The sequence below is a fragment of the Streptomyces tendae genome, from assembly GCF_014650435.1.
GTDB lineage: Bacteria > Actinomycetota > Actinomycetes > Streptomycetales > Streptomycetaceae > Streptomyces > Streptomyces tendae.
Map to the genome: position 1 here is coordinate 295838 of NZ_BMUY01000005.1, position 26733 is coordinate 322570.

At 72.8% G+C, this 26733-nt stretch carries 16 protein-coding genes; 10 read left to right on the forward strand and 6 right to left on the reverse strand.

Annotation, left to right across the window (positions count from 1 at the left end; all coding sequences use genetic code 11):
• Positions 1-268 precede the first annotated feature (268 nt).
• The 4 genes from IE258_RS16155 to IE258_RS16170 all read left to right on the forward strand — a co-directional run bounded on the left by IE258_RS16155 (position 269) and on the right by IE258_RS16170 (position 4438).
• Complete coding sequence (locus tag IE258_RS16155) at positions 269-1690, forward strand: condensation domain-containing protein (protein ID WP_189744049.1); 1422 nt, start codon at positions 269-271, stop codon at positions 1688-1690.
• The gene (locus IE258_RS16160) at positions 1683-2663 is read left to right on the forward strand and encodes an ABC transporter ATP-binding protein (RefSeq protein WP_229892133.1); all 981 of its coding nucleotides are present in this window, start codon (positions 1683-1685) and stop codon (positions 2661-2663) included. Before IE258_RS16155 ends, IE258_RS16160 begins: the two co-directional genes overlap by 8 nt.
• A gap of 49 nt (positions 2664-2712) precedes the next feature.
• Positions 2713-3534 (forward strand): ABC transporter permease, encoded by an 822-nt coding sequence (locus IE258_RS16165; RefSeq protein WP_189744051.1) that lies wholly within the window; start codon positions 2713-2715, stop codon positions 3532-3534.
• Positions 3535-3694: 160 nt separating this feature from the next.
• Positions 3695-4438: an ABC transporter permease gene (locus IE258_RS16170; RefSeq protein ID WP_268256326.1), complete on the forward strand. Its 744-nt coding sequence runs from the start codon at positions 3695-3697 to the stop codon at positions 4436-4438.
• Between the two features lie 125 nt (positions 4439-4563).
• Here IE258_RS16170 and IE258_RS16175 read toward each other — a convergent pair whose 3' ends face one another.
• The 6 genes from IE258_RS16175 to IE258_RS16200 form a co-directional block, all read right to left on the reverse strand.
• A complete protein-coding gene (locus IE258_RS16175; RefSeq protein WP_189744055.1) occupies positions 4564-6168 on the reverse strand; it encodes a glycoside hydrolase family 13 protein in 1605 nt (534 codons plus the stop codon).
• Positions 6169-6291: 123 nt separating this feature from the next.
• Positions 6292-7263, reverse strand: a complete 972-nt coding sequence (locus tag IE258_RS16180) for a carbohydrate ABC transporter permease (protein ID WP_373309762.1) — start codon at positions 7261-7263, stop codon at positions 6292-6294.
• A gap of 22 nt (positions 7264-7285) precedes the next feature.
• A complete protein-coding gene (locus IE258_RS16185) occupies positions 7286-8239 on the reverse strand; it encodes a carbohydrate ABC transporter permease (protein WP_189744057.1) in 954 nt (317 codons plus the stop codon).
• 78 nt (positions 8240-8317) lie between these two features.
• Entirely contained in the window at positions 8318-9652 is a 1335-nt protein-coding gene (locus IE258_RS16190) for an ABC transporter substrate-binding protein (protein ID WP_189744058.1), read from the reverse strand.
• Positions 9653-9847: 195 nt separating this feature from the next.
• Complete coding sequence (locus IE258_RS16195; RefSeq protein ID WP_189744060.1) at positions 9848-10987, reverse strand: ThiF family adenylyltransferase; 1140 nt, start codon at positions 10985-10987, stop codon at positions 9848-9850.
• Positions 10988-11267: 280 nt separating this feature from the next.
• Positions 11268-12026, reverse strand: coding sequence for a YqjF family protein (locus tag IE258_RS16200; protein ID WP_189744062.1), 759 nt, complete (start codon positions 12024-12026; stop codon positions 11268-11270).
• Positions 12027-12230: 204 nt separating this feature from the next.
• Between IE258_RS16200 and IE258_RS16205 the strand changes: the two genes are divergently transcribed.
• The 6 genes from IE258_RS16205 (at position 12231) to IE258_RS16230 (ending at position 26624) form a co-directional block, all read left to right on the forward strand.
• Positions 12231-13376, forward strand: a complete 1146-nt coding sequence (locus IE258_RS16205) for a DNA polymerase III subunit beta family protein (RefSeq protein ID WP_189744064.1) — start codon at positions 12231-12233, stop codon at positions 13374-13376.
• 119 nt (positions 13377-13495) lie between these two features.
• On the forward strand, positions 13496-14350 hold the full coding sequence (locus IE258_RS16210; protein ID WP_189744066.1) for a DUF4132 domain-containing protein: 855 nt from the start codon (positions 13496-13498) through the stop codon (positions 14348-14350).
• A gap of 5 nt (positions 14351-14355) precedes the next feature.
• The gene (locus IE258_RS16215) at positions 14356-19542 is read left to right on the forward strand and encodes a hypothetical protein (protein WP_229892156.1); all 5187 of its coding nucleotides are present in this window, start codon (positions 14356-14358) and stop codon (positions 19540-19542) included.
• A gap of 52 nt (positions 19543-19594) precedes the next feature.
• Entirely contained in the window at positions 19595-20764 is a 1170-nt protein-coding gene (locus IE258_RS16220) for an ATP-binding protein (protein WP_189744070.1), read from the forward strand.
• Positions 20734-24618, forward strand: coding sequence for a vWA domain-containing protein (locus tag IE258_RS16225; RefSeq protein WP_506417434.1), 3885 nt, complete (start codon positions 20734-20736; stop codon positions 24616-24618). The genes IE258_RS16220 and IE258_RS16225 overlap by 31 nt, the downstream gene beginning before the upstream one ends.
• Positions 24615-26624: a hypothetical protein gene (locus tag IE258_RS16230; protein ID WP_189744075.1), complete on the forward strand. Its 2010-nt coding sequence runs from the start codon at positions 24615-24617 to the stop codon at positions 26622-26624. Before IE258_RS16225 ends, IE258_RS16230 begins: the two co-directional genes overlap by 4 nt.
• Positions 26625-26733 lie beyond the last annotated feature (109 nt).

A 26733-nucleotide genomic window follows, 5' to 3' on the forward strand; every position in this document is an offset into this window, starting at 1 on the left:
AGCAAAATAAGGATGGTTAGGAGGTCAGTTTTGCTGGTCTCTCTGCCCAGGCTCCTTCCGTGACGCGCGCACCTTTGGGGTGATTCGACCCAAAACCCCCATAAGTGAACCGGGGGGCAGACGGGTTGCCTGCATGAGCCATCACATTCATCAGCTTCATGTTAGAAACTTCAGCGTCAACTGTTGAGAAATTGCCATACCTCGCGCCATTCTTGAGCCCGCTCACGGCGGGACACCTCGGCGAGCAGGACGAAGAGGAAGAGGACAGGTGACAGACCCAACGACCGCCCGCGTGCGGTTCCACGAGGGCCACTCCCGTACCGGGCCGATGACCTGGGGCCAGCGCGCCATCTGGGAGGTGATCCGCTGGCTGCCGCCCGACGACGACTCGCTGAACCAGCTCGGCTGGGCTCCGGTCGGCTCCGCCACCGTGGCCCAGGTGTGCGACATGGTCCGACTGCTCGTGGAGCGGCACGAGTCCCTGCGTACGACCTACACCGAACACGACGGCGGCCTGGTGCAGCACGTCGCGGCCTCGGGCGAGATCGAGTTCCTGCTCTGCGAACTCGAACCGGGTGACCTGGCGCAGGCCGTCGCCCCGCTCGGCGAGCGGATCCGGGCAGGTGCCTTCGACAACGCCGCCGGACTGCCGCTGCGTGCGGCGATCGGGTTGCGCGCGGGCGTACCGGCCGCCGTGGCGATCGCCGCGAGCCACCTGGCGGTCGACGGCTGGAGTTTCCAGATCGTCATGGACGAACTGCGTGCCGTACTCGCCGCAGGCCCGGACGGCCCGGCGGGTCTGCGCGAGCGTTCGCGACAACCCGTCGACCGGGCCGGGTTCGAGACGTCCGAAGCCGGCGCCCGGCGCGAGAAGCGCACGCTGGACTACTGGGCGCGCCAGGCGAGCACCGTTCCCGCGAGCATGCTGGCGGCCACCTCGACGCCGCAGCAGCTCGACCGGGACTGGGCGCAGATCGACTCGCCCGCCCTGGCACTGGCCGCCCATGCGCTGGCCGGACGCAGCCGCTGCAACACGGCCACAGCCCTGCTCGGTTCGACCGCGCTGCTGCTGGCCTCCTACCTCGGTGAACCCGAAGCCGCGCTGCGGGTCATCGTGTCGACCCGCTTCAAGCCCGAGGACGAGGAGTTCGTCGGGGCCTTCAATCAGAACGCGATCGTCCGCCTGCACGTCAAGGACGAGTCCACCGAGCAGTTCCTCTCCGGTGCCGCCCGGACCGCGTTGAACGCCTACCGGCACTCGGAGGCCTGCCCGGTGAGGATGGAGGAGCAGCTGGAGGAGATCGCCCGCCGGCGCGGTATCACCCCCGGCGGCTACTGCTTCTTCAACGACATCCGCTTCAGCGCCGAGGAGCGAAACGCCCCGCCGCCCGAGATCGACCCTCTGAAGCTGTCCACCCAGTTGGACGAGGCCCTCGCCCGTACCCGTCTGACCCGTCTGGACAATGCGGGCCGGCAGTCCGGGGCCAAGTTCTTCCTCTTCCTCGACGGACTGCGCGAGTCCTGCGCGCTCACCCTGTGCACCGACCCGCGTTTCCTGCCCGCCTCCGCCGGCGACTTCCTGCAGGAGCTCGAGCGCCTGATGGTGCGGGCGGCCCAAAGCCCCGGCACCCCCGTGGGTGAACTGGCCGACCGGTTGCGACGCCGGCAGCGGGGAGCCCACCATGACTGAGACCACGAGGCAGCCACAGGGCACGGTGCCGGAGCAGGCTGCCATGATCCGCGCGCGGGGACTGCAAAAGCGCTACGGGGCGGCTCGCGGTGAAGGGTTCACCGCGGTCGCGGGCATCGACTTCGAAGTCCGTCCCGGGGAGGCGTTCGGGATCCTGGGCGCCAACGGCGCCGGGAAGTCCTCGACCATGCGCATGATCGCGTGCACCTCGCCCTCCACCGGCGGGAGCCTCGACGTGCTCGGGCTCGACGCACGGACCGAGGGCGCCCGGATTCGCGCCCGGATCGGCGTGGTCCCGCAGGACGACACCGTGGACGTCGAACTGACGGTCAGGGAGAACCTGTTGATCTACGGGCGCTACTTCGGGCTCCCGAAGGCCGAGATCCGCAGGCGGGCCACGGAACTCCTCGACTTCGCCCGGCTCACCGACAAGGCGGACGAGCGGGTCGAGGCACTGTCCGGCGGCATGCGGCGACGACTGACGATAGCCAGGGCACTCATCAACGAGCCCGAGATCGTCCTGCTGGACGAGCCCACCACCGGCCTCGACCCGCAGGCACGCCACCTGCTCTGGGAGCGGCTGTTCCAGCTCAAGGACGACGGCATCACGCTCATCCTCACCACCCACTACATGGACGAGGCCGAGCAGTTGTGCGACCGGCTCGTGGTGATGGACGGCGGTCTGATCGTCACCGAGGGGTCACCCGGCGGACTGATCGAGCGGTACTGCACCAGGGAGGTGCTCGAACTGCGCTTCGGCCCGGGCGAGCGCGAGGCCATGACGGACAAGGCCCGGGGCCTGGTGGAGCGGATCGAGGAACTGCCCGACCGCATCCTTCTCTACACCGACGAGGGGGAGGCCACCCTGGCGGCCGCCCACGCGCGCGGCGTCGTCCCGCTGACCGCCCTGACCCGCAGGGCGAGCCTGGAGGACGTCTTCCTCACCCTGACGGGCCGCAGCCTGGTCGACTGATGCGTCGCCGTCCCCGCCCACCATCCAGGCGCCGCCACGGAGAGTACCGATGACCACGCATGCCTCCCGCTCCCTCGTCCCGCCCGGCCGCACCCGCACGGTCCCGCCCGCCCTGCACGAGTTCGCCTACTGGCTGCATCGCTACCGCCGCACCTGGCGCGGGACCGTGGTGCTGAACGTGGCCAACCCGCTGCTGTTCCTGACCGGCATCGGCGCGGGACTGGGCAGTCTTGTCAACCACAACAACAGTGCCGCCCTGGGCGGCCTGTCGTACCTGGCCTTCCTCACTCCCGGCCTGCTCGCCGCCTCGGCCATGCAAACCGCCTACATCGACTCGGCCCACCCCGTCCACCAGTCGGTGCAGGCCAAAGGGCACTACTGGGCGGCGAGTGCCACACCGATGTCTCCCGTCGACATCTACTACGGTCACCTGCTGTTCAACGTCTTCAAGGTGACGCTCTCCGCAACGGCGTTCACGGCGGTGGCGGCGGCCTTCGGCGCCGTCGACGCGCTGCGTGCTCCCCTCGTGGTGGCCGCGACACTGCTGGTCGGAGCCGCGTTCGCCGCGCCGTCCGCCGCCTGGGCGGTGACCGCGAAACGCCAGCCCACGGTACTCGCGGTACTCCGGTTCGGCGTGATGCCGATGTTCATGTTCTCCGGCACCTTCTTCCCTCTGACGCAGCTGCCCGGCTGGCTCCAGCCCGTGGTGCAGGCGACGCCGCTGTGGCACGGGGTCGAGCTGTGCCGTACGGCGGCGCTCGGCACCGGCACCGCGGCCGGCACCGCTCTCCACGTCGGCTACCTGACCGTGCTGGCCGTGGTCGGTCTGCTGCTCGGGCGGCGCACCTATCAGCGGCACCTGCACTCCTGACCGACAGCACTCTCCTGACCGGCAGCACTCTCCTGACCGACAGCACTCACCTGACCACCCGCACTCACCCCTGAAAGGCAGGGATCCCATGTCGGCCGTGCTGGGCCCGCATGTCTCCGCTCGTCCCGAACTAGCCCTGCGCTCCGGGGGCGCCCTGGCGATGGTCGAGCGAAATCTCATGATCTACCGGCATACCTGGCTGCTTCTGGTGGCAGAGATCTTCGAGCCGGTGCTCTATCTCCTCGCCTTCGGCGTCGGCATCGGCGGACTGGTCGGCAACGTACCGGGGCTCGCCGACACCGATGTGCGCTACGCGGAGTTCGTCGCTCCCGCCCTGCTCGCCACCACGGCGATGAACGGCGCGATGAACGAGACGACGTTCAACCTGTTCAACAAGCTGAAGACGAACCACACCTACGAGTCGATCCTGACAACGCCGATGACGGTGCGCGGCGTGGCACTGGGCGAGGTCTGCTGGGCTCTGCTGCGCGGTGCTCTGGTGACGGTCGGGTTCCTCGTGGCCGTGACCGTCTTCGGCCTGGTGCACAGTCCGCTGGTGCTGCTGGTGATACCCGGCGCCCTCCTTGTCGGCTTCACCTTCGCGGCGCTGGGCCTGGCCGTGGTGACCTACCTGCGGGACTGGCAGGACTTCCAGTACATCCAGTTGGCCATGCTGCCGATGTTCCTGTTCGCCACCACCTTCTATCCCCTGGACGTCTACCCCCGTCCGGTCCAGCTACTGGTGGAGTGCCTGCCGCTCTACCAGAGCATCGAGCTGATCCGGCAGCCCTCGCTGGGCGAGTTCGGCGTCGGGCTGCTGCTCCCGGCCGCCTATCTGCTCGCGGTGGGCGGCCTCGCCCTCATGCTCGCGTTCCGCCGGCTGGACCGGGCCCTGCGCAGCTGAGTAACCGCCTTCCACGCATGAGGCAGGCCCGATCACCGGTTGTCGGTGATCGGGCCTGCCGCTTCTCATGAAGCAGCCCGGCCCGCCTCCGTCCAGCGAAGGCGGGCCGGGCTCGGATCCGCGGGTCAGCCGCGCAGCCAGACCGCCGTGTCCCCCGGCAGCCGTCCGTCCGCGTCGAGCTGTGCACTTGCCAGCAACAGCTCGGTGTGGCGAGGCAGTTCGACGGGGTGGTTGCGAAGGTTCACCACACAGACCAGTCCGTCGGTGCGGGCGAAGGCGAGGACACCGTTGTCGGAGGGGAGCCAGGTCATCGGACCGTCACCGAACCCGGGGGTCTCGCGGCGGAGTTTCAGTGCCGTGCGGTACAGGGAGAGCATCGAGCCAGGGTCTTCGAGCTGGCGGTCCACCGCGTACTGCGGCCAGTACGCGGGCTGCGGCAGCCAGGGCTCGGCGGCACCGCCGAAACCACTGTGCGGCTCGCCGGCCGTCCACGGCAGCGGCACGCGGCAGCCGTCGCGGCCCGGGTCGGTGCCGCCGGAGCGGAAGTGCATCGGGTCCTGGATGCGGTCGAGGGGGATGTCCGCCTCGGGCAGGCCCAGTTCCTCGCCCTGGTAGAGGTAGACCGAGCCGGGCAGTGCGAGCGTGAGCAGTGCGGCGGCGCGGGCGCGGCGGGTGCCGAGCTCCAGGTCGGTGGGCGTGCCGAATGCCTTCGTGTCGAAGTCGAAGGCGGTGTCCTCGCGGCCGTAACGCGTGACCGTGCGTGTCACGTCGTGGTTGCAGAGCACCCAGGTCGCGGGAGCCTTCACCGGGGCGTGCTCGGCGAGGGTGTCGTCGATGGTGCGGCGCAGACGCCCGGGGTCCCAGGGGCACGCCAGGAGGTTGAAGTTGAAGGCGGTGTGCAGCTCGTCGGGGCGCAGGTAGCGGGCGAAGCGTTCCGGGTCGGGGAGCCAGACCTCGCCGACGAAGATGCCGCCGTACTCGTCGGCGATGGCGCGCCAGGAGCGGTAGATGTCGTGGATCTCGTCCAGGTCGAGGTAGGGGTGCGGGTCGACGCCCTCGGTGAAGTCGGGCAGGTCCGGGTGTTTGGTGAGCAGGGCGGCGGAGTCGATCCGGACGCCGGCGACGCCGCGCTCGAACCAGAAGCGCAGCACGTCCTCGTGTTCGCGGCGGACGGCGGGGTGGTTCCAGTTGAGGTCGGGCTGTTCGGGGGTGAACAGGTGCAGGTACCACTCTCCGTCGGGCACCCGGGTCCAGGTGTCGCCGGCGAACTGCGAGGGCCAGTTGTTCGGCGGGAGTTCGCCGTTCTCGCCGCGACCGGGGCGGAAGTGGAACAGCTTGCGCTCGGGGCTTCCGGGCCCGGCGGCGAGGGCGGCCTGGAACCAGGCGTGCTGGTCGGAGACGTGGTTGGGCACGATGTCGACGATGACCTTGATGCCGTGCTCGGCTGCCTCGGAGATCAGCTTCTCGGCGTCGTCGAGGGTGCCGAAGGCCGGGTCGATGGTGCGGTAGTCGGCCACGTCGTAGCCGCCGTCGACCAGCGGTGAGGAGTACCACGGGGTGAACCACACGGCGTCCACGCCCAGTTGGGCGAGATACGGCAGGTTCGCGCGGACACCCGCGAGGTCCCCGGTGCCGTCCCCGTCGCCGTCCGCGAAACTGCGGGGATAGACCTGGTAGATGACGGCGTCACGCCACCATTCATGGGTGCGGGAGGGGTGCACGGCTGCCACGGGAGGTCCTTTCGGGCAGGTGGGACTCCGCCGACGGCCGGAACGGGGCGTGGAAGTGCCGACCGACGGCGGAGCGCTATTGGGTGGTGGAACGAAGGGGAGGTGAGAGGCCCGGGGTTCAGGTCAGCCCTTGAGGCTGCCGGCGGTGAGGCCCGCCATGATGCTCCGCTGGAAGAAGAAGAACACGATGATCATCGGAATGCTCGCCATCACCAGACCCGCCATGATCTGGTTCTGCGTCACCTGTCCCGCGGTCTGGGAAAGGCCCACGCTGATCGTCATCTTGTCGCTGTCCGGCAGCACGAGCAGCGGCCAGACGAAGTCCTTGAACACCAGCACGATGGTGAAGATGGACACCACACCGAGGATGGGCCGCGAGATCGGCAGGATGATCGAGACCAGCACGCGCCACGGCGGCACCCCGTCGATCTCCGCCGCCTCGAGGATCTCGTCGGGAATCGAGTCGAAGAACCGCTTGAGCAGGAAGATGTTGAACCCGTTGGCCGCCACCGGGAACCAGATCGCCCAGGGCGTGTTGAGCAGATGCCACCCGAAGATCGGCACGTCGACGACGGTGATGTACGCCGGGATCATGACGACGATCGGCGGGATCATCAGGGTCGCGAGCATCGCCCCGAGGATCACGTTGCCGAACATCGGCCGCAGCTTGGACAGCGCGTACGCGGCCGTCACATCCACCGCGAGGGCGAACAGCCAGGCGCCGACCGCGTAGAAGAGCGTGTTCTTCAGGAGGAGCCCGACGTCGAAGAGCTCCCACGCGTCCGCGAACACCGAGAAGTCCGGGTCCTTCGGCCACAGCGTCGGCGGCATCTGGGCGATCTCCTCGCCCGACTTCATCGCGCCCGTGACCATCCAGTACAGCGGGAAGACGAACACGAGGGTGAACACGGTCAGGACGGCGGTGAGCACGGTCCAGTAGATCCGGTTCCCCCAGCGGGACTTGAGCTCCAGGGGCGAGACGATGGTGCGGGAGTGGCCGTCGGCCCAGGCACCGCGGCGCCCCTTGCGCCGGCGGTTCTCGGACGGCGGCGTCACCTTGCGGGGGTCCGCGGCGGTTTCCGGGTGGGCGGTCATGTCGACTGTGTTGGCCACGGGACTACCTCTTCTCGTCACGGGTCAGCCGGAGCTGGACTGCGGCGACCGCAAGGAGAACGATCATGAGCATCACTCCGAGCGCGCTGCCGGCGCCGTAGTTGCCGCCGTAGACGAAGGCGTACTGGTACATCAGGAAGGCGACGGTGACTGTCGCGTTCTCCGGTCCGCCGCCGGTGAGCATGTAGGGCTCGATGAAGACCTGCATGGTGGCGACGATCTGGAGCATCAGCATGAGCAGCAGGATCAGCCGGGTCTGCGGGACGGTGACGTTCCAGATCCGCTTGAAGATGCCGGCTCCGTCGAGTTCGGCCGCTTCGTAGAGGTCACCGGGGATGTTCTGCAGTGCGGCGAGATAGATCAGGACCCCGGAGCCCATGTTCATCCAGGTGGAGACGATCACCAGGGAGATCAGCGCCGTGTCCGTGGAGTCCAGCCAGGACAGGCCCGGCAGGCCGACGAAGTCGAGCAGTTGGTTGAACAGGCCGGGCCCGGGATCGTAGAACCAGCGGAAGAGCAGCACCGAGACGATCGGCGGCAGCATCACCGGCAGGTACACGACGAAGCGCAGGTACCCCCGTGCGTGCCGCAGTTCGTTGAGCACGATCGCCACCGCGAACGGGATCACGTAACCGCACAGCAGGGCGAGGAAGGTGAAGGTGATGGTGTTCTTCCACGCCTGGCCGAACGCCGGATCCTCGATCACCGTACGGAAGTTGTCCAGCCCCACCCACTTCGGCTCGTCGACCAGGTTGTTCTCCTGGAAGCTGAGCACGACCTGCCGGACGATCGGCCACCAGGCGAACAGCGCGAAGCAGAACAGGGCCGCGCACAGGAATCCGTAGGCGGTGATGTTGGTGCGAAGAGTCCTTCTACGACTTGAGGGACGTGCGGGACGTGCGGGTGGCCGGCGCTGCGGCCTCCGGGACCGTTTCGCCGGCACGGTTGATGTGTCCATGTGTTCTCCCGTTCCGCGCCGCGGGTCGGGGTGCCGCACTCCCCCACAAGCGGATGCGGCACCCGTGGTCCGCGACGGTCAGCTCTTCGCCAGGATCGCGTTCGCCTTGCCCTCGGCATCGGCGAGCAGCTTGTCGATGTCGGCGTCCTCGCGGGTCAGGACCGCGGACATGGCCACGTCCAGCACCGCGTAGAGTTCCTGCGCCATCGGCGGCTCCAGCTTCAGCTCGACGTTCTTCGACCCGTCGACGTAGGGCTGGTAGTACTCGACCGGCAGGACGGCGTCCTTCTCGCGGAGTTCGGCGAGCTTCTTGCCCGTCGGCGAGTCACCCATGTAGTCGTTGTTCGGAACGCCCACGGCCTCACCGTTGGCCTTGCCGCGCGCGTAGTCGTGACGGCCCTTGCCCGGGGTGTTGAACTGGAAGTCGATCCACTCCATCCCCGCCTTGGTCTCGGCGGCGCTCGCCTTCGGGTTGATCATGTAGGCCTCGCCACCGGTGAGCGACGCCTTGCCCTCGGGGATGGGGGCGATGCCGTAGTCCGCCTTGTCGCCCTGGAACTTCTGCACCATGTCGGTGACGACGTCCGGGGCGCCGAGCATCATGCCCGTCTTGCCGGCCGCCATCTGCTGCATCAGCGCCTCCCAGCCGATCAGCAGCTTCTTGCCGACGCTGTCGTCCTCCCAGCGCATGTCGTGCAGCGTCTGCAGAACGGCCTTGCCCTCGGCGCTGTTGAAGGCCGCCTTGCCGTCCACGACCATCTCGCCGCCGCGGCTGAAGACGGACTGCGCGAAGTGCCAGCCGCCGACGTTGCCGCCGCCGTACTCGCCGTATCCGACGTAGTTGTCACCGAGGGCCGCGATCTTCTTGGCCGCCTCCCGGACCTCGTCCCAGGTCTGCGGCGGGGAGTTGGGGTCGAGGCCGGCCTCCTCGAAGAGCTCGCGGTTGTAGACCAGCCCGACGCTGTAGCTGACGTTGGGGACGCCGTAGACCTTGCCGTCCTTGGTGAGCATGTCCCGGACGTCCTGCCGGATGTCCCCGAAGTTCTTCACCAGATCCGTGGACGCCGTGATGTCCTTCGCCTGTCCCTTGGCTATGACATCGGCGTAGTTGGTGACAGGGGCCATGAAGACCGTCTCCATCTGACCGCCGGCCAGCTTCGCGGCGAAGGTCTTCGGGTCGAAGCACGGCTGCTGGTCCGTGCTCTTGACCTTGACGCCCGGGTGCGCCTTCTCGAAGGTCTTGACGTCGTCGTCCCAGGCCTGGCGCTGCTTGGCTGCGGTCTTCGCCGGCTGGCACGCCACGGTGATCGTGACATCCCCGTCGGCTCCGGAGTCCGAGTCGCCACCGCAAGCCGTGGCGGACAGGACGAGACCTGAAGAGATCAGAAAGATCGCGAGGTTGCGGTGCTTCATTACGGCTCCTCCGAGGTGGCACCCAGGGCACTGCCCTGATCGGAGCGTCACATTAGGACGCGAAACAGAGCTACGCAAGATTTTGACCCAACATTGCAAGATTACGACCGCGTCACGAGCGCGGTGAACCGACGGGTCCCAGGGCGTTGCGCCCCACTGGAGCAGCGCCGTTGTGAGCCGTCTGCGGGGAATGCCTCAGTAGGTGGGCATCTCCGGGTCGATCCGCTCCGCCCAGGAGAGAATGCCCCCACCCAGGTGGACCGCGTCACGGTGACCACTGCGCTTGACCACCGCGAGGACCTCCGCGGAGCGGATGCCGGCCCGGCACAGCAGCACGGTCCTGCGGTCCGTGGGCAGCCGCGCGGCGGCGTCGCCGTTCAGGAACTCACCCTGCGGGACGAGCACCGAGCCCGGCAGGTGGGCGAAGGCGTACTCGTCCGGCTCGCGGACGTCGACGAGGTTGACCGGCTCGTCCGCGTCGAGGAGTTCCTTCAGCTGCTCCGCGGAGATGGTGGACTCCCGCGCGGCCTCGGTCGCCTCCGGCGAGAGCAGTCCGAAGAAGGGCTCGGCGGCGACGGGTTCGGCCGGGCGCGCGGCGCGCTCGCGCGGGCTCAGCGGTACGGTCGCGCAGGTGCCGGCCATGGCGTCGTACTCCATCACCCGGCCGACCAGCGGCTCGCCCTGACCGGTGAGCAGCTTGACCACCTCGGTGGCCAGGGCGACCCCCAGCCAGGCGCCGACCACCTTCAGTGCGCCGGAGACGCCCCGGAAGTAGGGGGCGGGGGGCTGCGGGAACAGATCCCTGAGGCCAGGGCCGTGCCGGTCCCAGAAGACCGAGACGCGCCCTCCGGTGGCCCCCATGGAGCCCCACACGAAGGGAATGCCCGCCTCGGCGCAGACGTCGTCGACGAGCTGGCAGCGGGCCGGGTCCTCCCCCGCGCAGACCACGAGGTCGTAGTCGCGGACCAGTCCGCGCGCCCGGGGCAGCTCGAACCAGCTCTCCGCCACGGCGCGCACGGCCGGATGGGAGCGCCCGAGCGCGCGGACCCAGGCCGTGGCCCGGTCCACGGGTTCCGCGTCCGGCAGTCCGAGGTAGCGGTCCCACGGGTCCATGGGCGAGCCGTCGGCGACACCGACCATCCCCACGCCGGAGTCGGCGAGGTGAGCGATGAGCGGGCCGCCGATCTCGTCGGCGCCGACGACCAGGACCCGCCCGGCGGCGAGCCGGCGCTGACCGTCGGAGCCGTGTCCGGCGAGTATCAGCTGGTGTGCCTGGCGGCTCGCTTCTCCGGTGGGCAGGCCGGTGGCGGGTCGGGTCAGCGGGGGAAGCGGCATACGGGTCTCCTGTGGATGTCCGGGAGCGACCACGGCTGCTGGGCGTCCGCCTCGACAGCCCGGTCGGGTACGTGAGGGATCTTCGGCGCGGCAATGCTGGTTCCCGCACTGTACGCTGAAATCAGTTCATCGTAGTGACCCGGATGCAGTGCAACTGTTCGTAAAAACCTGACTGTTGGCAGCAGTGCAGGCGCGTCGGTCGCAAGGTGTTGTGGCCGGGGGCGTTCGGCGACCGCTCACCTGCGGGATCGTCACCGGGCCGGGGCGGCCGTGCCTGACGTCAAGGGGCGAGAGCCGCAGTCGGGACCGGTCGGGCGGGGCGGCCGAGGCGGACGGGTACTCCTGGTGAGTAGAGGACGCTCACCGGGGCGGCCGTCGGGGCCGGTATCCCGGCGCTCGCGACCAGGTCCTCGTCGCAGGCGAGGAGCCGGGCGCGGTGCAGGGGCCAGCGGGGATGGTGGTTGGGCAGGTAGGCGGCACCGCCGAAGAACATGTTGTGCATGCCCCAGCGGGCGGTGAGGAAGTGCTCCAGGGGCGTGGGCTCGTGGATGCGTTCGCCGGTCCGCAGGGTGATGCGGCTGTGGGCGCCGCGCGGTCCCGGCCAGCGGCGTGAGCTGGTGTAGGTCACGGTGTCGCCCGCGGACCGGACGGTCATACGGGACCACAGGTAGGGCAGGCGGAAGCCGATCCGTCCCAGCAGCACCGGTACCAGCCGCGAGGCGTCCATCGACCGGAAGACCACGCCGCGCCGCCCGTGCGCGTCCACGCTGTAGAGCCGCACGTTGGTCTCCGGGAACGAGCCGAAGTACGGGATCCCCGGCAGCCGGAACCATCCGACCCGGTGCATGCGGAAGGCGACGAGCCCGACGTACGTGAGTCCGTCGTGCGTGTCGGGGACGGTGCCCCGCGGCATCAGCCCCGCCACGGCGGCGGGCTCGACGGCCCAGTGAATGAAAGCGAGGTCGAGCCACTCCTGGGTGAGCAGCGGCAGCCGTATCGGGGTCGGGGCGTCCGGCGTGACGGCGCTGGGCTTGTGCACGGCGCAAGAATGGCAGACGGGCGGGCGCGCCGACCCGGTGGGCCGCACCGACCGCGTGGATCGTGCCGACCGCGTGGGCCGTGCCGGACGGCCGACTGGCCGGCCGACTGGCCGCCTGGCCGCCTGGCCGCCTGCCGCGGGGCTCGGTCCGTGGTTGACCCTCGACCTGGTGAAGGGATCAGGGTTCGGGACGTGGAGAGCGAGATGCGCAGCATCGGGGAGATGGCCCGCGACAGCGGACTGGGCGTGAGCGCCCTGCGGTTCTACGACCGTGCCGGTGTGCTGGGACCCGCCTGGGTCGATCCGGCCAGCGGCTACCGCTGGTACGCCCCCGAGCAGCTCGACGAGGCCAGGCTGCTGGCCCGGCTGCGGCGGGTCGGCATGCCGTTGGCGGACATCCGTTTGGTACTGGCCGGCTGGTCCGGCGAGGACGCGGACCTGGTGCGCGGGCTCCTCCAGGCGCACCTGCGCCGACTCGAACAGGGGCTGGCCGAGGCTCGCAGCGAGTTCTCCACGATCCGAGAGCTGCTCGATCACCGGGAGAATCCCATGACCGCCTCACCGCTTACCGGCACCGTCCGCCTGTGCCTTCCCGCCCCCGCACTGGCGGCCGCGCTCGACGCGGTCCGCTTCGCCGCCGGCCGGGACCCCGAGCTGCCGATGCTCGGCGGAGTCCTGTTCGACATCGAGGGCGACGCGCTCCGCGTCGTGGCCACCGACCGGTACCGGCTGGCCGTCGCGCGCACCGATGCCGACGGACACGGTGGGTCGCGCGAACAGGTCGTCGTGCCCGCGCCGCTCGTCGACGCGATGCGCGCCCTGCTGAGTGGCGACGAGCCAGCCCGCTTCGCCGTCGAGGGTGACCGCGTGACGCTGGAGGCAGGTGAGCGCCAGGCGTCGGGGCAGCGCCTGGCCCACGACTTCCCCGACTACCGCCGTCTCGTCCAGCTGCCGCCCGGACGGCGGGTCGTCGTGGAGGTGCCCGCGCTCCGGGAGGCGTTGGAGAACGGCCCCGTCCGCGTGGCCGAGGACCGCGAACCCGGCCGGTCCGCACGTGACATCAGCGTGCTGACGACGGTGGACGACGAAACGGTGCTCGTCTGCGGGGACGGCGCCCTGGACGAGGACACGGGCACGGGCACGGGCAACGAGGACAGGGGCACGGGCACGGGCGGGCTCGGGTACCACGTCGGAGTGGACCGGGGGTTCCTGCTGGAGGCGCTCGCCGCGGGGGACCGGGACCGGCTCGTCCTGGAGTTCGGGCCCGCCCCCACCGCGCCACTGGCGATCCGCCGGGCGGACGACGAAGGGGCGTTCTCGCTGCTGATGCCGGTCCGCCTGGACGACTGACGGCATCCCGGCCGCCCGCCCAGCGGCCCCTTCCAGCCCTGCTCCCCGCGCCGACGGCGTTGTCAGTGGGCTCGCCTACAGTCGTCAGCACTTGATCACTGCGGTGCGGGGAGGCACTCATGGGGTGGGTGACGGCCGGGGACTACGAGGTTGCCCTGGACGACGGAAAGGTGGTGTGCCGCAACGCCACAGGACGGCGGCTGAAGTCGGTGCCGGCCAAACTCGCGGACGATCCCGCGGTGGTCGGACTGCGTCAGCTCGCCGAGTGGCTGGAGCGGCACGAACGCCAGTGTCTGAGCGACGTGGAGCGGTGGATGGTGCGTTCGCTGCCCGTCCCCCTCGCCGTGCTCACCCGGGTGTGGCCCGACCCCGCCTGGCGGTCCGCCCTGCGCGACCTCGTGGTCACCGGTGCCGACGGGGAGGTCGCGGGCTTCCTGCGGGACGCCGACCCCGAGCGCGGCCTCGGCCTCGTCGACCTCGACGGTGACACGGTGCGCATCACCCCCGACCTCGTCCGGCTCCCGCACCCCGTGCTCCTCGAAGACCTGGAGGAGCTGCGGGAGTTCGCCGTCGAGCTCGGCGTCGAGCAGCGGGCCCAGCAGCTCTTCCGCGAGGTGTGGCACCGCCCCGCCGCTCTGGACGCCGAGGCAGCCTCGGTCGAGGAGTACGCGGGCGGCGCCTTCAAGGAGCTGCGCTTCCTGCACGGCCGGGTCACCCAGCTCGGCCACCGCGTGCGGGGCGGATACGCGGTCTGCTCCGCCTGGGAGGACGGCAGGGCCGTGGAGGCCCGGGTCTGGGTCGGCGACTACGACGGCTACGAGGAGACGGAGACCGGCCCGCTGATGTGGACGGACGCCGCCGGAAGGGTGTTGAAGCTGGGCCGGGTCGGGCCGGTGGCCTGGTCGGAAGGCATGCGCATGGCTGCCGCGCTGTACGCCGGTCGCGACATCGAGGACGAGGAGCGGGCCGCGTGAGCGCCATGGACACCAGCACCGCGCCGCACGGCGCCACCGGCGTTCACGAGGCCACCGGCCCCGACGACGCCACCGCCTCCGCCCTGCTCGAAGCCGGTGCGCTCCTGCCGCCGGGCAGCAGCGGCCGCGAGGACGCCGACATCCTCACGGTCCGTACCTACACCCATGCCGCGCTGGGCGAGCGCAGCGTCGTCCGGCTGGTGCCCGGCACCCTCGGAGAGGCCGAGGACCTCGCCCTCGACTTCCTCGGGCTCGTGCGGCACCCGCAGACCCCCGAGGTCGGGCAGGTCAGGCGGGAGACCCTCGGTTTCCCTGCCTGGGCCCTGGTCAACGACCCGGCCAACGGGCACCACGCGCTGGCCCTGGTCAAGGACGTGGAACGGCTCGCGCGCCAGGCCAAGTCCCGTCCCGGCACCGCCAAGGAGGGCTTCGAACAGCTCGGTGACCGGCTCGGCCGGGCCGTGCCGCACTTCTTGCCGACCTTCTACGAGCAGGCCGCGCGGATCTTCCTCCAGTTCGACAACACCACCTACGCCGCCGCCTTCTTCGGCAAGGCCCGGGAGGCCGAGCGGGTGCACGCGCTCGCCGTCGACGAGCAGCGACAGCGTGCCGTGTTCCTGGAGTTCGCGTTCGCCGGGGCACTGACGGTCAAGGCGCTGAAGCAGCACGTGAAGGATCTGGCGGCCCGGTTGGACGCCGCCGAGGCGTGGGCCCAGTTCCGGCAGCTGGCCGTGGAGCGCTGTGCGGCCGGCATGCCGCCGTACGCCTCGCTGCCGCAGGACGCGCGCGTGCTGATCAAGGCGGCCGGGCTCCCCCGTGTGGAGGCCGAGTGCGACCTCGTCGCCGACCTGGTCGCCTCGCCCGCCGCCGTCCGGGCACCCGCCTCCTTCTGGACCGCCTACCGGGCGACCCTGGCCGTCCTCGCCGAACGGCGGCCCGCCGTTCGGCGGCGGCTGCTGGAGATCATGCCGGCCGGGCTGGACCACAGCGTCAAGAGTGACGAGTTCTGGCTGGACCTGCTGGCCGAGTGCGGAGCCGACCGGCTGCTGACCGGCGAGGACGGTGCGACGGCCGTCGGGCACGACGCGACAGCCGCCGGGCGCGACGCGACGGCCGAGGCCGCGGCCGGTGTCGACGCCGCGGACTGGCTGAGCCGTTGGGCCGCCCACCGCAAGCGGGGCGCCACGGTGTGCGACAGCTCCCCGGCAACGCTCGGCCTCGTCGCACGGATGGCTCCCGGGCTGCGCGCCGGCGGACGGCCCGTCGACCTGTTCACCGGCCGCAGGCACGTGGGCGTCGACATCTCCCTGCTCGACCTGTGCGCGGCGCAGGACGTTCCCCTCGCCCTGCTCGCTCCCGACGCCGAGGTCCACCTCGGACTGGACCGCTGGGTGCGCGACAGCCATCCGGAGCGGCGGGACCTGGCCGCCGTGGCGGCGGACCCGCGACTGCGCCCCCTGCTGCTGCGGGCGGTCGGTGCCGCAGGAAACGAACGGCGGTCGAGCCCGGTACTGGACCATCTCGCCGACCATCCCGTCCTCAGCGGGGTCCTGCGCGAGTGGCTGGAAGGCGCCGTCGGTGAACTGGCCGACGCGGTCGGTCTGCCCGGAGCCCACGAGGCCCTGAACCGGCTGAGCGCCTTCCGCTCGGTGGCTCCCCGAGTCAATCCCGAGGCCGTCGCCCGCGCCGCCGGGTACGCGGCGGCTCCGCTGCTCGGGCGCACCCTGCGGGCCGGCATCCTCGACGAACTGGGCTGGCCCGCCCTCGACGAAGCCCTGCGGCTGCTCGACGCCGAGACCCGGGCCCGCAAGAGCAACGGGCCCGGGACGGGCAGGGACCACGACACCGCTCTGATCGTGAACGAGGCATGGCCCTGCCTGATCCTCAGCCGCGGGCCCAAGGCGGTCGTCGTCGGGCCCGACCGGATCCTGCTCGAACACGACCTGCGGCTGCCGGCCGACCTGGACCGCTGGCAGCGCCCGCAGTTCCGCTACACGGACGGGGAACTGCTCGTGGTGTGGTGGCAGGACGGCAAGCAGCGCGGCTACTGGTCCAGCCGCCCGTCCGAGGTCCTCACCCTCACCGGTGAGCAGACCTCCCACTGGTGGCACAACGACGACGTCGCCCCGTCCATCCCGCTGCCCGACGGCGGCCGGGCCACCGGTGGACGCACCTTGCACGCCGGCGACACCGTCCTGCCCGCGAGCAGGCCCGTCATCGGCGACGGCACGTCGTACTGGCGGCAGGGCAGGCAGGGGCGGCGGCACGTGTGGCTGGAGTACGACCCCGCGACGGGCTCGCACAGTCGCGCGTCCCTGCCCGCCTTCCTCCGTTCCGGCATCGGCGACGACGCGACGCTGCTGCAGGACCGGTGCGAGGTCCTGCCGATGCAACCCGGTCTGGAGCAGAGCCCGTTCGGTACCGACGGCGCCGTACTGGGACGCTGGGTGCGCGCCGAGGAGGCGGCGGGAGAGACACTGACCACGGCCGGCACGCCCGACGGCCGGACCGTCACGCTGCGGTCCTCCCGGCGGGGCGAACGCGTCACCCCGCTCGGTGCGTTGCGCCTGCCCGGCGGCGCCGCGCCCGTCGTGGCCCGCACGCGACGCCAGATCGCCCTGTTCGCGCCGGACGACTGCAGTGACGCGGGCGTACTCGGCCGCGTGACGCCGAACGAGCGGGGCGGTGAGTTCGCCGCGGGCACGCCGTTCGTCCCGCCCGTCTCCTGCTGGCACGCGCTGCGGCCCCGGGACGAGCGTGCCTCGGCGGTCCTGCGTGCCTTCACCGACGAGGCGGCCGCCGACCTGCTGCGCGAGGCCGGACAGGCGCTGGCCGAGCGCCAGGCGCAGGTGAGCGCGGCCAAGGCCGCCGCGGACGAAGCGGCCGGTGTCCGCGACACGGAGCCCGCGGCAGCCGACGGGTCGGCCGCCGCCGGGAACGGGCCCGTGGTGCCGTCCGCCGAGGAGGTGGTCCGACGGGCCGTGGCCCGTGCGCTTCCCGGGCTCACCGACAAGCGGCTCCTCGTGGGTGTGGCGGCCCTGGTCCGCAGCACGGTCCGGATCGCCGACGCGGTCGCCCGCTTCGTCACGCCGCCCGTGGAGCAGCCGAATCCGGAACGCAAGCGGACGGAGGGCATGTTCGCGGACTACCGGCCCCGGCACGGTGACGACCGCACCCTGCGCGCGGCCGCCGACGGCCTGGCCCGGATGTGGGGGTCGTGGGGCGGCGAGGACCAGTGGACCGCGCTCCGGCAGATCCGTGCCGTGAACCACGTGCTTTCGGGCAAGCCGGCCGACGGCGCGCGCCTGTCCGACCGCACCAGTCGGTCGGCGCTCGGCGACGGGTGGCTCAGCGACGAGTACACCGTCCCCCGCATCGGCATGATCTGGCCGGGGCTGCTCGGCGTGCTGCGGCCGCTGGCCTACCGGGCCACCGCGCCGACACTGACGGCGGCCGAACAGGAGGCGCTGCTCCTGCTGTTCGAGGCGCTCACGGAGGGGCCGCTCGGCGCTCCCGGGGACGGAGTGCGTGAGATCGTCCTGGGCGAGCCGTACGACAAGCACCGGCAGCGGGAGCGTGCGGGTCAGGTACTGCGCCGGGACGGCCGCACCGTCGTCGTCCTCGGCTGCCAGAACGTCGACATGGCCCGGGACCGCGTCAACTGGCTCGCCCTCGACCACGATCCGGCGGGCGTCTTCGGCGCCGTCGCCCACTTCACGCTGGAGACGGAGACCCGGCACGCACCGGCGCTCCCGGCGGACACACTCGCCGCGATCGCCCGGCTGGTCCGGGAGAAGGGAGCCGCACCCTGGCAGGCCGATGCGCCCGCCGCGCTCGCCACGGCCACTCGGGGAGGCGTCGGACCGCTCCAGGCCACCGTGCTCCTCGCCGGGCAACCGGAGAGCCTCGACGCCGACGCCCTCACCACGGCCGGGCGCAAACCCAGGCAGCTCGACGCGGGCAACCGCATGCTGAACTCGCTCCTCGCCGCGGACCGGGCGGCGCTCCTCGGCGCCCTGCTGCCCGACGATCCCGCCGAGCTGTGGACGGCGGGCCCGGACACGGGCGCCGCGGGCCGGGTCTGGGCCGAGCGCCTGGGTGCCCTGGTCCGGCTGCCCGAGGACCTGGCCGTCACGCTCGACGGCCTGCCGGTCGGCTCGGCCGAGGCGGTGCTCAACCCGGCGCGCACCCCCTGGCTCAGCCGCACCACGGTCCAACGACCGGACGAGAACGGCCGGCTGGTCGCGGAGGACCCCGCCGCGGTGCCGCACCGGCACACCCTGAGCGGTGCCGCCGACACGCTCGCCGCGCTCGCCTACGCCCTTCCCCATGGTCACCCACTGCGCGCGGCCCTGCCGCAGGGCCTGGCCGCGCTGCGCCGGCGACTGGCCGACCCGGGCCTGCTGCTCGACCTGGACGTGGGCTGGACGGAGAAGGGCGGCACCACCGCCGCCGAACTGCGCAAGGCGTACGGACTGCCCGCCGCGGGCGGCGCCGACGCGGACGGCTCGACGCGGATCGGTGAGGCCCTCGTCCTGCGCCCCTGGCACGGCGACCGGGAGACCGTACTGGTACGACCGGCCGGTCTCACCGGCCCGGACGACGCCGTGTTCGGGCTGCTCGAAGGGCTGGTGGGTGCCTGGCGCGGCAGCGGGATGCGCGCGCTGCGCACCCTCCTGGGGAACGACCTCGCGCGGGCCCTCGACGCCGGTCTGGATCCGGAAGCCCCCTCAGGACACGCCCAGGACCCCGTGGTCAGTGTTCCGGCGCTCGTCGCCGAGGTGGCGGCGGCCCACGGCCTGGGCGAGGACGCGGCGGCGCTCTACCTGCAACTGCTCGCCCTGCCCGACCCGACCGACCGCAACTGCGCCCGCTGGACCGGCTGGCGGCCCGCACGGCTGAAGAAGGCCAGGGCCGAACTCGCCGCCACGGAGCTGGTCGTCGAGGCGAAGCGGCCACGGGCCGGCCGTTCTCTCTTCCTGCCCTGCGGCTGGCGCGACCTCAAGTCGCCCGCCCTGCCGGTGGAGACGTGGAAGGAGGGCCTCTACCCGGTCGGTGAAGGGTCCCGGGCCGTTCCGCCGGTGCCGGTGCCCGAGTTGTTCACCCGCGCGTGGGAGCGGGTCCGCGCCCAGGACGCGCCCGCCTACGAGGAACTCACCACCCGCGCCACGCGCAGGGGGCGTCGCCGATGACCCCGCTCGCCAACCCATTGCCCGCCGCCCGACCCGACCGGAAGATCCGTCGATGACCACCACCCTTTCCCCCGACAACACCCGGCAGATCGTGCCGCCCGAGGACCGGTACGCATCCGAACTGTCCTTCCTCGCCGCCTACGACGACGGTCCGCGCCCGCCCGCCTGGCGGCTGACGCCCCGCGCCGTGGTCACCTTCGTCATGGGCAGTGACGGCCGCGCCCTGCGGCTGCCCGAGGGCGCCGAGGCACCCGAGGGCGTACCGCGCCGGCTGGTGGTGGAGGGCAAGTTCGTGGGCGACCGGGCGCTGGTCGAGCGATGCGTCGTCACGCTCGCCGGGGAGCGCGGACTGCTGCTCGTCGGCGAGCCCGGCACCGCCAAGTCCCTGCTGTCCGAACTGCTGTCGGCGGCCGTGTGCGGCACCAGCGGCCTGGTGGTGCAGGGCACGGCGGGCACCACCGAGGACCAGCTCAAGTACGGCTGGAACTACGCGCTGCTGCTCGCCCAGGGCCCCAGCCGGACCGCACTCGTGCCGTCCCCGGTCCTGACCGCGATGACCCGGGGCGGCATCGCCCGCGTCGAGGAGGTGACCCGCTGTCTGCCGGAGGTGCAGGACGCGCTGGTCTCCCTGCTCTCCGAGCGGCGCATCGCCGTTCCCGAACTCTCCGGCTCCGAGGACGCCCTGGCGCACGCCGCCCCCGGATTCAACCTCATCGCCACCGCCAACCTGCGGGACAAGGGCGTGTCCGAGATGTCGGCGGCTCTCAAGCGCCGCTTCAACTTCGAGACGGTCGGCCCCATCCCGGACCTCGACGCCGAGACGGCCCTGGTCCGCAGCCAGGCACGGGCCTCGGTCGAACGGGCCGGCGCGCCCTTCAAGGTGGACGAGGCGGTCCTGGAGGCACTGGTCGTCGCCTTCCGCGACCTGCGCGAGGGCCGGTCGGCGGAGGGCTGGGAGGTCGAGCGCCCCTCCACGGTCATGAGCACCGCGGAGGCCGTGTCGGTCGCGGGCGCGCTGGGGCTGGCCGCGGCGTACTTCCCCGGGGACCGCGACGTGCTGGGCCTGCTGCCGGGGCATCTCCTCGGCGTGGTCCGCAAGGACGATCCCGCCGACGCGGCGCGGCTGCGCGGGTACTGGGACGGACCGGTCCGGCGGCGCGCCGAGCAGGGTTCCGCCACCTGGCGCACCCTGTGGGACCTGCGCACGGTCCTGGAGGGCTGACCGCCGTGTCCCGCACCGCGTCCTCCCCCGGCTCCCCCTCCCTCTCGTCCGCCCCCGCCGCGTTCACGTCCGCGGAGCAGGCGGTCGCGGCGCTCACCGGTCCCGGGGTGCCGTTCCTCATCGGCGTACGGCACCACGCGCCCTCGCTGGCCGCGGCCGTGCCGCTGCTCCTCGACCGGGCCGCGCCGGACGTCCTGTTGGTCGAGCTGCCCGCCGAGATGCAGGAATGGCTGCCCTGGCTGGGCCACGAGGAGACGCGGGCGCCGGTCGCGCTGGCCGCGGCCAGTCGGGAGGAGGGGGCGGGGACGGCCTTCTATCCGTTCGCCGACTTCTCCCCGGAGCTGGCCGCCGTGCGCTGGGCCGCCCGGCAGGGCGTTCCTGTGCTCGCCTGCGACCTGCCGTTGGCCGACCGGACGTGGCGGGAGGGGAGGCGCCCGGGAGCGCCCACGGCGCCCGCCACGCCCACCACCCCCGCCACTCCCACTGCGCCCACTGCGCCCACGGGACCGGACGCGCCGGAGCCGGACCGTTCCCGGCTGAGCGCGGCCCTGCGGGCGCGGCTCACCGGGCGTCCCGGCGAGGATCTGTGGGACCGCCTGGTCGAGGCCGCGGCACCGGGATCAGGACCGGAGTCGTTGCGCCGCGCCGCGCTCCTCACCGGTTGGGCCCTTCGCGAGGAGGCCATCGCCTCCGGCGGCGTGCCCGCCCTGGACCTGCGACGTGAGGCGTGGATGCGCTCCCGGCTGGCCGCCGCCACCGCGGACGGTGCGCGGGCCGCCCTGGTCGTGGGCGCCTTCCACGCTCCGGCACTGGTCTCCCCGGCCACCACGGCCGAGACCGAACGGGACGGCTGCGGCGACGTCAACGGCCCTGCCGGCGCCTCCGTCGGCAGGCCTGCCGACCGGCCCGACTGGGTCACGTCGCTCATCCCGTACACGTACGCCCTCCTGGACGAGCGGTCCGGCTACCCGGCGGGTATCCGGGACCCCGAGTGGCAGCACCTGGTGGTGCGGGCGGCCGGTGATCCGGGCGCGCTGGCGGAGGCGTTGACGCACACGGCCGTACGGGTGTGTGCGGCGTTGCGCGGCCTCGGGCATCCGTCGGGGCCCGCCGACGCGCGCGAGATCGTGCGGTTGGCCTCGGACCTGGCACGGCTGCGCGGGCTGCCGGCGGCAGGTCGGGGCGAGTTGGTCGAGGCGGTGCAGACCGTGCTCGCGCAGGGTGAGCCGTACGGCAGGGGGCGGGCCGTCGCCAGAGCGATGGAACAGGTCCTCGTCGGCACGCGCGGCGGCCGCCCAGCCCCGGGCGCACCGCGGTGCGGACTCGCTCCGGCGGTCGAGGCCGAGCTGGCGGCTCTGGGGCTGCCCGGCCCGCGGCCGGTCGGCGCCCCGGCACCGGGGAAGGGCGGCGGCGCGCGTGGGGGCAGCGCAACGGGCAGCACCGCGTCGGCCGCGACCGCGACCTCGCGGGATCTGCGTCTGGACCCGCTGCGGTCCGACCTCGACCGCGCCCGCGACCTGTTGCTTCGCCGCCTGACGGTCTGCGGCGTGCCGTACGCCGAGGCGCGGGGCGTCGTCGGTGCGGGCGGCGCCGAGACGTTGACGACACGGTGGGAGGTGCGCTGGACACCGGCCACCGAGGCGATGCTGTCCGCGGTCGGCGTTCACGGTGTCACGCCCGCCCAGGCGGCCGAGGGGGTGCTGCGCGAGCGGTGGCGGACGGAGCGGGACGAGGGCGGTCCCACTGCCGCGCAGACCCTGGACGGGCTCCGGCAGGCGGCCGAGTGCGGCCTGCCGGACCTCGCGGACGCACGGCTCGCGGAGACCGCCGACGTGCTGCCGGGTGCCGCCACACTGCCCGAACTCCTCACCGGGCTGGGCCTTCTGGACCGGCTGCGGGCGGGGCACGTCCCGGGGCTGGGCGCCGACAAGGAGCGTGCGGTCCGGGCAACTGCCGTGGCCGAGCTCCTCACCGCGGCGGCGGTACGCCAGGTGGACGGGCTCAGCGGGACGGAGGACCCGGCGGACGCGCACGCCCTGCTGGAGCTCGCCCACCGCGCCGACGTGCTCGGCGGCGTCCGGCTGACCGACGCGCTGGCCCGGCTGGCCCAAGAGGGCTCACCCCTGATGCGCGGCGCCGCCGGAGCCGTCCGGGTGCTCCTGGGTCACGAGGACCCCGGCGTACTCGGCGAACGCGTCGCGTCCTGGGTGGACGCCGCCCGCGACCCCGCTTCCCGCTCCGCGCTCAGCGCCCGGCTCACGGGGCTGCTGACGGCCGCGGGTCCGCTGCTGGAGTCGGCGGCCCCGGCGCTCGAGCCGCTCCTCGACCGGGTGTCGGAGCTGGCCGACCGGGAGTTCCTGGACCGGCTGCCGGCGTTGCGCGGCGGCTTCGACACACTCAGCCCGGCCGCGCGCGACCGTCTCCTGTCCGTCGTCGAGGAGCGCCTGGGCACCGACCGGACGGCCGACACGGGCGGGGTGGACCCGGTCGCGCTCGCCCTGTGGACCCGCGCGGACCTCATGGCTCGGGCCACCCTCGGCGGACTCCGGCTGCTGCCCCCGGCCGATCCCACCCGTACGTCCCACGAGCCCGCCGAGCCCGGCGAGCCCCACACCCGCCAGCCCGGCGAGGCGAGCGAGGGCGACGAGGCCGACCGGGCCGACACGCGTGATGCCACGGCCACAGCCACTTCCACATCCACGACTGCTGCCGCTGCGTCCCCCGTCTTCGAGGAACACCACCTGGATCCCGCCGACCGTTGGCGGCTGGTGCTCGGCCGCCGTACCGACCGGCTGTCTCCGGCGGCGGCCGCGCCGGCCACCGCGTTGGACGAGCTGTACGGCAGCGGGCGGGGCGAGGGCAGCCGGGGCGACCTGACCGGCCCGGGCCGGGGCGGCTCGGGCGGCGGCCGACAGGCCCCGTATCCGAGTGTCCGGGAGTGGTCGGAGGAACTCACGGCACTGTTCGGGCCGGGCATCCGCGAGGAGGTCCTGGCAGCCGCGGCCTCGTCGGGCCGGCCGGACGTCCTGGCCGAACTCGACCCGGACAGCGTGCGGCCCTCCGTCGATCTGCTGCGCACCGTGCTGCGGCATGCGGGAGGTCTGCCCGAGGCGCGGCTGGCCGCGCTCCGGCCGCTCGTGCGGCGGCTGGTCGAGGCGCTGACCCGGGAGTTGGCCACCCGGTTGCGCCCCGCGCTGCACGGGACCGTCGTGCCGCGCCCCAGCCGCCGCCCGGGCGGCGGCCTCGACCTTCCCCGCACGCTGCGGGCCAACCTGGCCTCGGCGCACCGCGGTCCGGACGGCACGGTCCGGGTCCTTCCGGAGCACCCCGTCTTCCGCACCCGGGCCAGGAGGTCCGCCGACTGGCGGCTGATCCTGGTGACGGACGTGTCGGGGTCCATGGAGGCGTCCACGGTCTGGGCCGCCCTCACCGCGTCGGTGCTGGCGGGCGTGCCCACGCTGTCCACGCACTTCCTGGCCTTCTCCACGGAGGTCATGGACCTCACCGACCACGTCGACGATCCGCTGTCCCTGCTGCTCGAAGTCAGCGTGGGCGGTGGCACGCACATCGCCGCGGGGCTGCGGCACGCCCGGGAGCTCGTCACCGTGCCGTCCCGCACGCTCGTGGTCGTCGTCAGCGACTTCGAGGAGGGCTATCCGCTGGGCGGGCTCCTCGCCGAGGTCCGCGCCCTGGTCGGGGCCGGGTGTCATGTGCTGGGGTGTGCCAGCCTCGACGACGCGGGCCGCCCGCGCTACTCCACCGGGGTGGCGGGTCAGCTCGTCGCCGCGGGCATGCCGGTCGCCGCGCTCAGTCCACTCGAACTCGCCCGCTGGGTAGGAGAGAAGATCGCATGAGCCCGCTCCTTCCCCCGGTCGATCCCTCGGTGACCGCCCAGCTCGTCGCGGCACTCACACCCAGGCTGCGCAAGCGGCTGGACGCGGGTGTCGCCAAGCTCGCCGGGCGGCCCGTCGCCCGGGACGGCGACATCGTGCGCCTCGCGGTCGACGACGACACCGACCTCGAACTGCACGCTCCCGGCGGGGTCGTGACGACTGCCGAGGCGATCCGCTGCGGCTGCCTGCTCGCCCCCGACTGCCTGCACCGGGCCGCCGCGGCATCGGCGGCGCCGGTCGCCGAGATGCCGGATCCGGTCGCCGAGATGCCGGATCCGGTGGCGGAGATCCCGGATCCGGTGGCCGGGGAGCCGTCGCTCACGGAAGCACCGCGGACGGTGCCGCCGACGTCCGTCCCGGCCACGACTCTCCCTGCGACCGCCACTTCCGCTGCCGACGACGCCCCCGCAGGCGCCGCCGACCCCGCTCCCGAATCGGCCACCCCGGCCCAGCGCACGGCCGCGGCCGCCCTGCACGACGCCGCGGCAGCCGTGCTGGAAGCGGGCGCCGACGGAGCCGGGGCCGTGCTTCAGGCGGAGCTGCTGCGGGCGGCGCACACCGCACGACTCGCCGGCCTCCCGCGCGCGGCCGGCCGTGCCGTCGCCGCGGTCACGGCGCTGCGCGCGGCCCGTGACGCCGACCCCGCCCACCGCCTCGGCGACCTCACCACGGCTCTGCGCGACGTCCTGCTCCTCGCGCACCGCCTGCCGCAAGCCACCGGTCCGGAACTGGCCGGGCTGCGCGGCCGGGTACGCCAGCCGTACACGCCGGACGGGTCACTGCGCCTGTACGGGCTCTTCGCCGAACCGGTCCTCACGTCGACCGGTTACGCGGGCACCGTCACCTGGACCGCCGATGCCGCGGGGCGGCTCTACACGGTCCCGGACGTGGCCCCGGGCGGCGCCGAACGGGCCGCGGGCTCGGCGGACCGTGCCGTGCGCATCGGCGACACTTCGCTGACCCATCGTGAACTCTCCCGCGCCGGACTCGCCGTGTCCGGGGCGACGGTCTCCCCGACGGGCCGCCTGGGCGCGGGGGCGGGCGTACGAGCCGTGCGCGCGCCCGGCGTTTCCTGGCACGCCGAGCCACTCGACCGACTGTGGACGGTGCCGGTGGCCGAACAGATCGCCCGCGCCCTGGCCGGCGACCTGGACGTGCCGAAGGCGAAGGACACCGACTCGGGCGGTGACGCCGGTACGGCTAGTGAGGCCGGTGACGGCACCAACCAACCCACCGCGCGGGACGGCCGAGACGGCCGGGATCTGCTGTTCCTCGACGTCACGCTCATCGGCACGGTCCACGAGGCGGCGGGCGAGTGTCTGCTCGCCGACTGCGACGGCCTGACGGTCCGGCTCGCCGCCGCGCACGACGACCCCGCGTTGCCCGACCGCGAGAACCTCCGGCTCCTCGCGCTCCTCGCCCACGGGCGTGGGCCGGGCACCCGGCTGCGCGTGGTCGCCCGGCTCACGCCTGCCCCGCTCCCCCGTGCGGTACTGCTGGCGGCGAGCCGCCCCACCGATCCGGACACACACGTCGACCTCGGTCTCGACCGGCTCCGCCGCGCGGACCTGCCCGCGGAACCGACGGCGGGCACCTCGGGCGACGCCCGGCCCGCGCCCACCGTTCAGCCTGCGACCGCACCCGGCGAGGCTCCCGTGCACCTCCTGAGGCGCAGGGTCCACCAGGCCGCATCCGGCGGCCGCCGTGTGCTCGCCTTCCCCGGAAGCAAGGAGTCCGAGGCCGCCCGCCTGCGCCGGTACGGTCTCGGCACCGCCGGCGAGCTGCTCACCGCGCTGCACGCCTCGGCGGCGGAGCGGGCGCGCGACCCCTTCGGCCGCCTGCTCCCGGCCGACACCGGGCGCTTCGCCACGGCATGGCTCGGCGCGGCCGTCTACACGGAGGAGGTCGACCGTGCCCTGTGCGCCGCCGCGTGGGGCGCGAGCAGCCCCGGGCTCGACTCTCGGTGACCTCGCCGCCCCGGCGATCACCAGGGGCGGCGGCTCGGCCGGTCGCACCCTCGCCGTCCGCACCCTCGCCGTCCGCACCCTCGCGATCGCCCCGCCGAGCCCGGGCGGC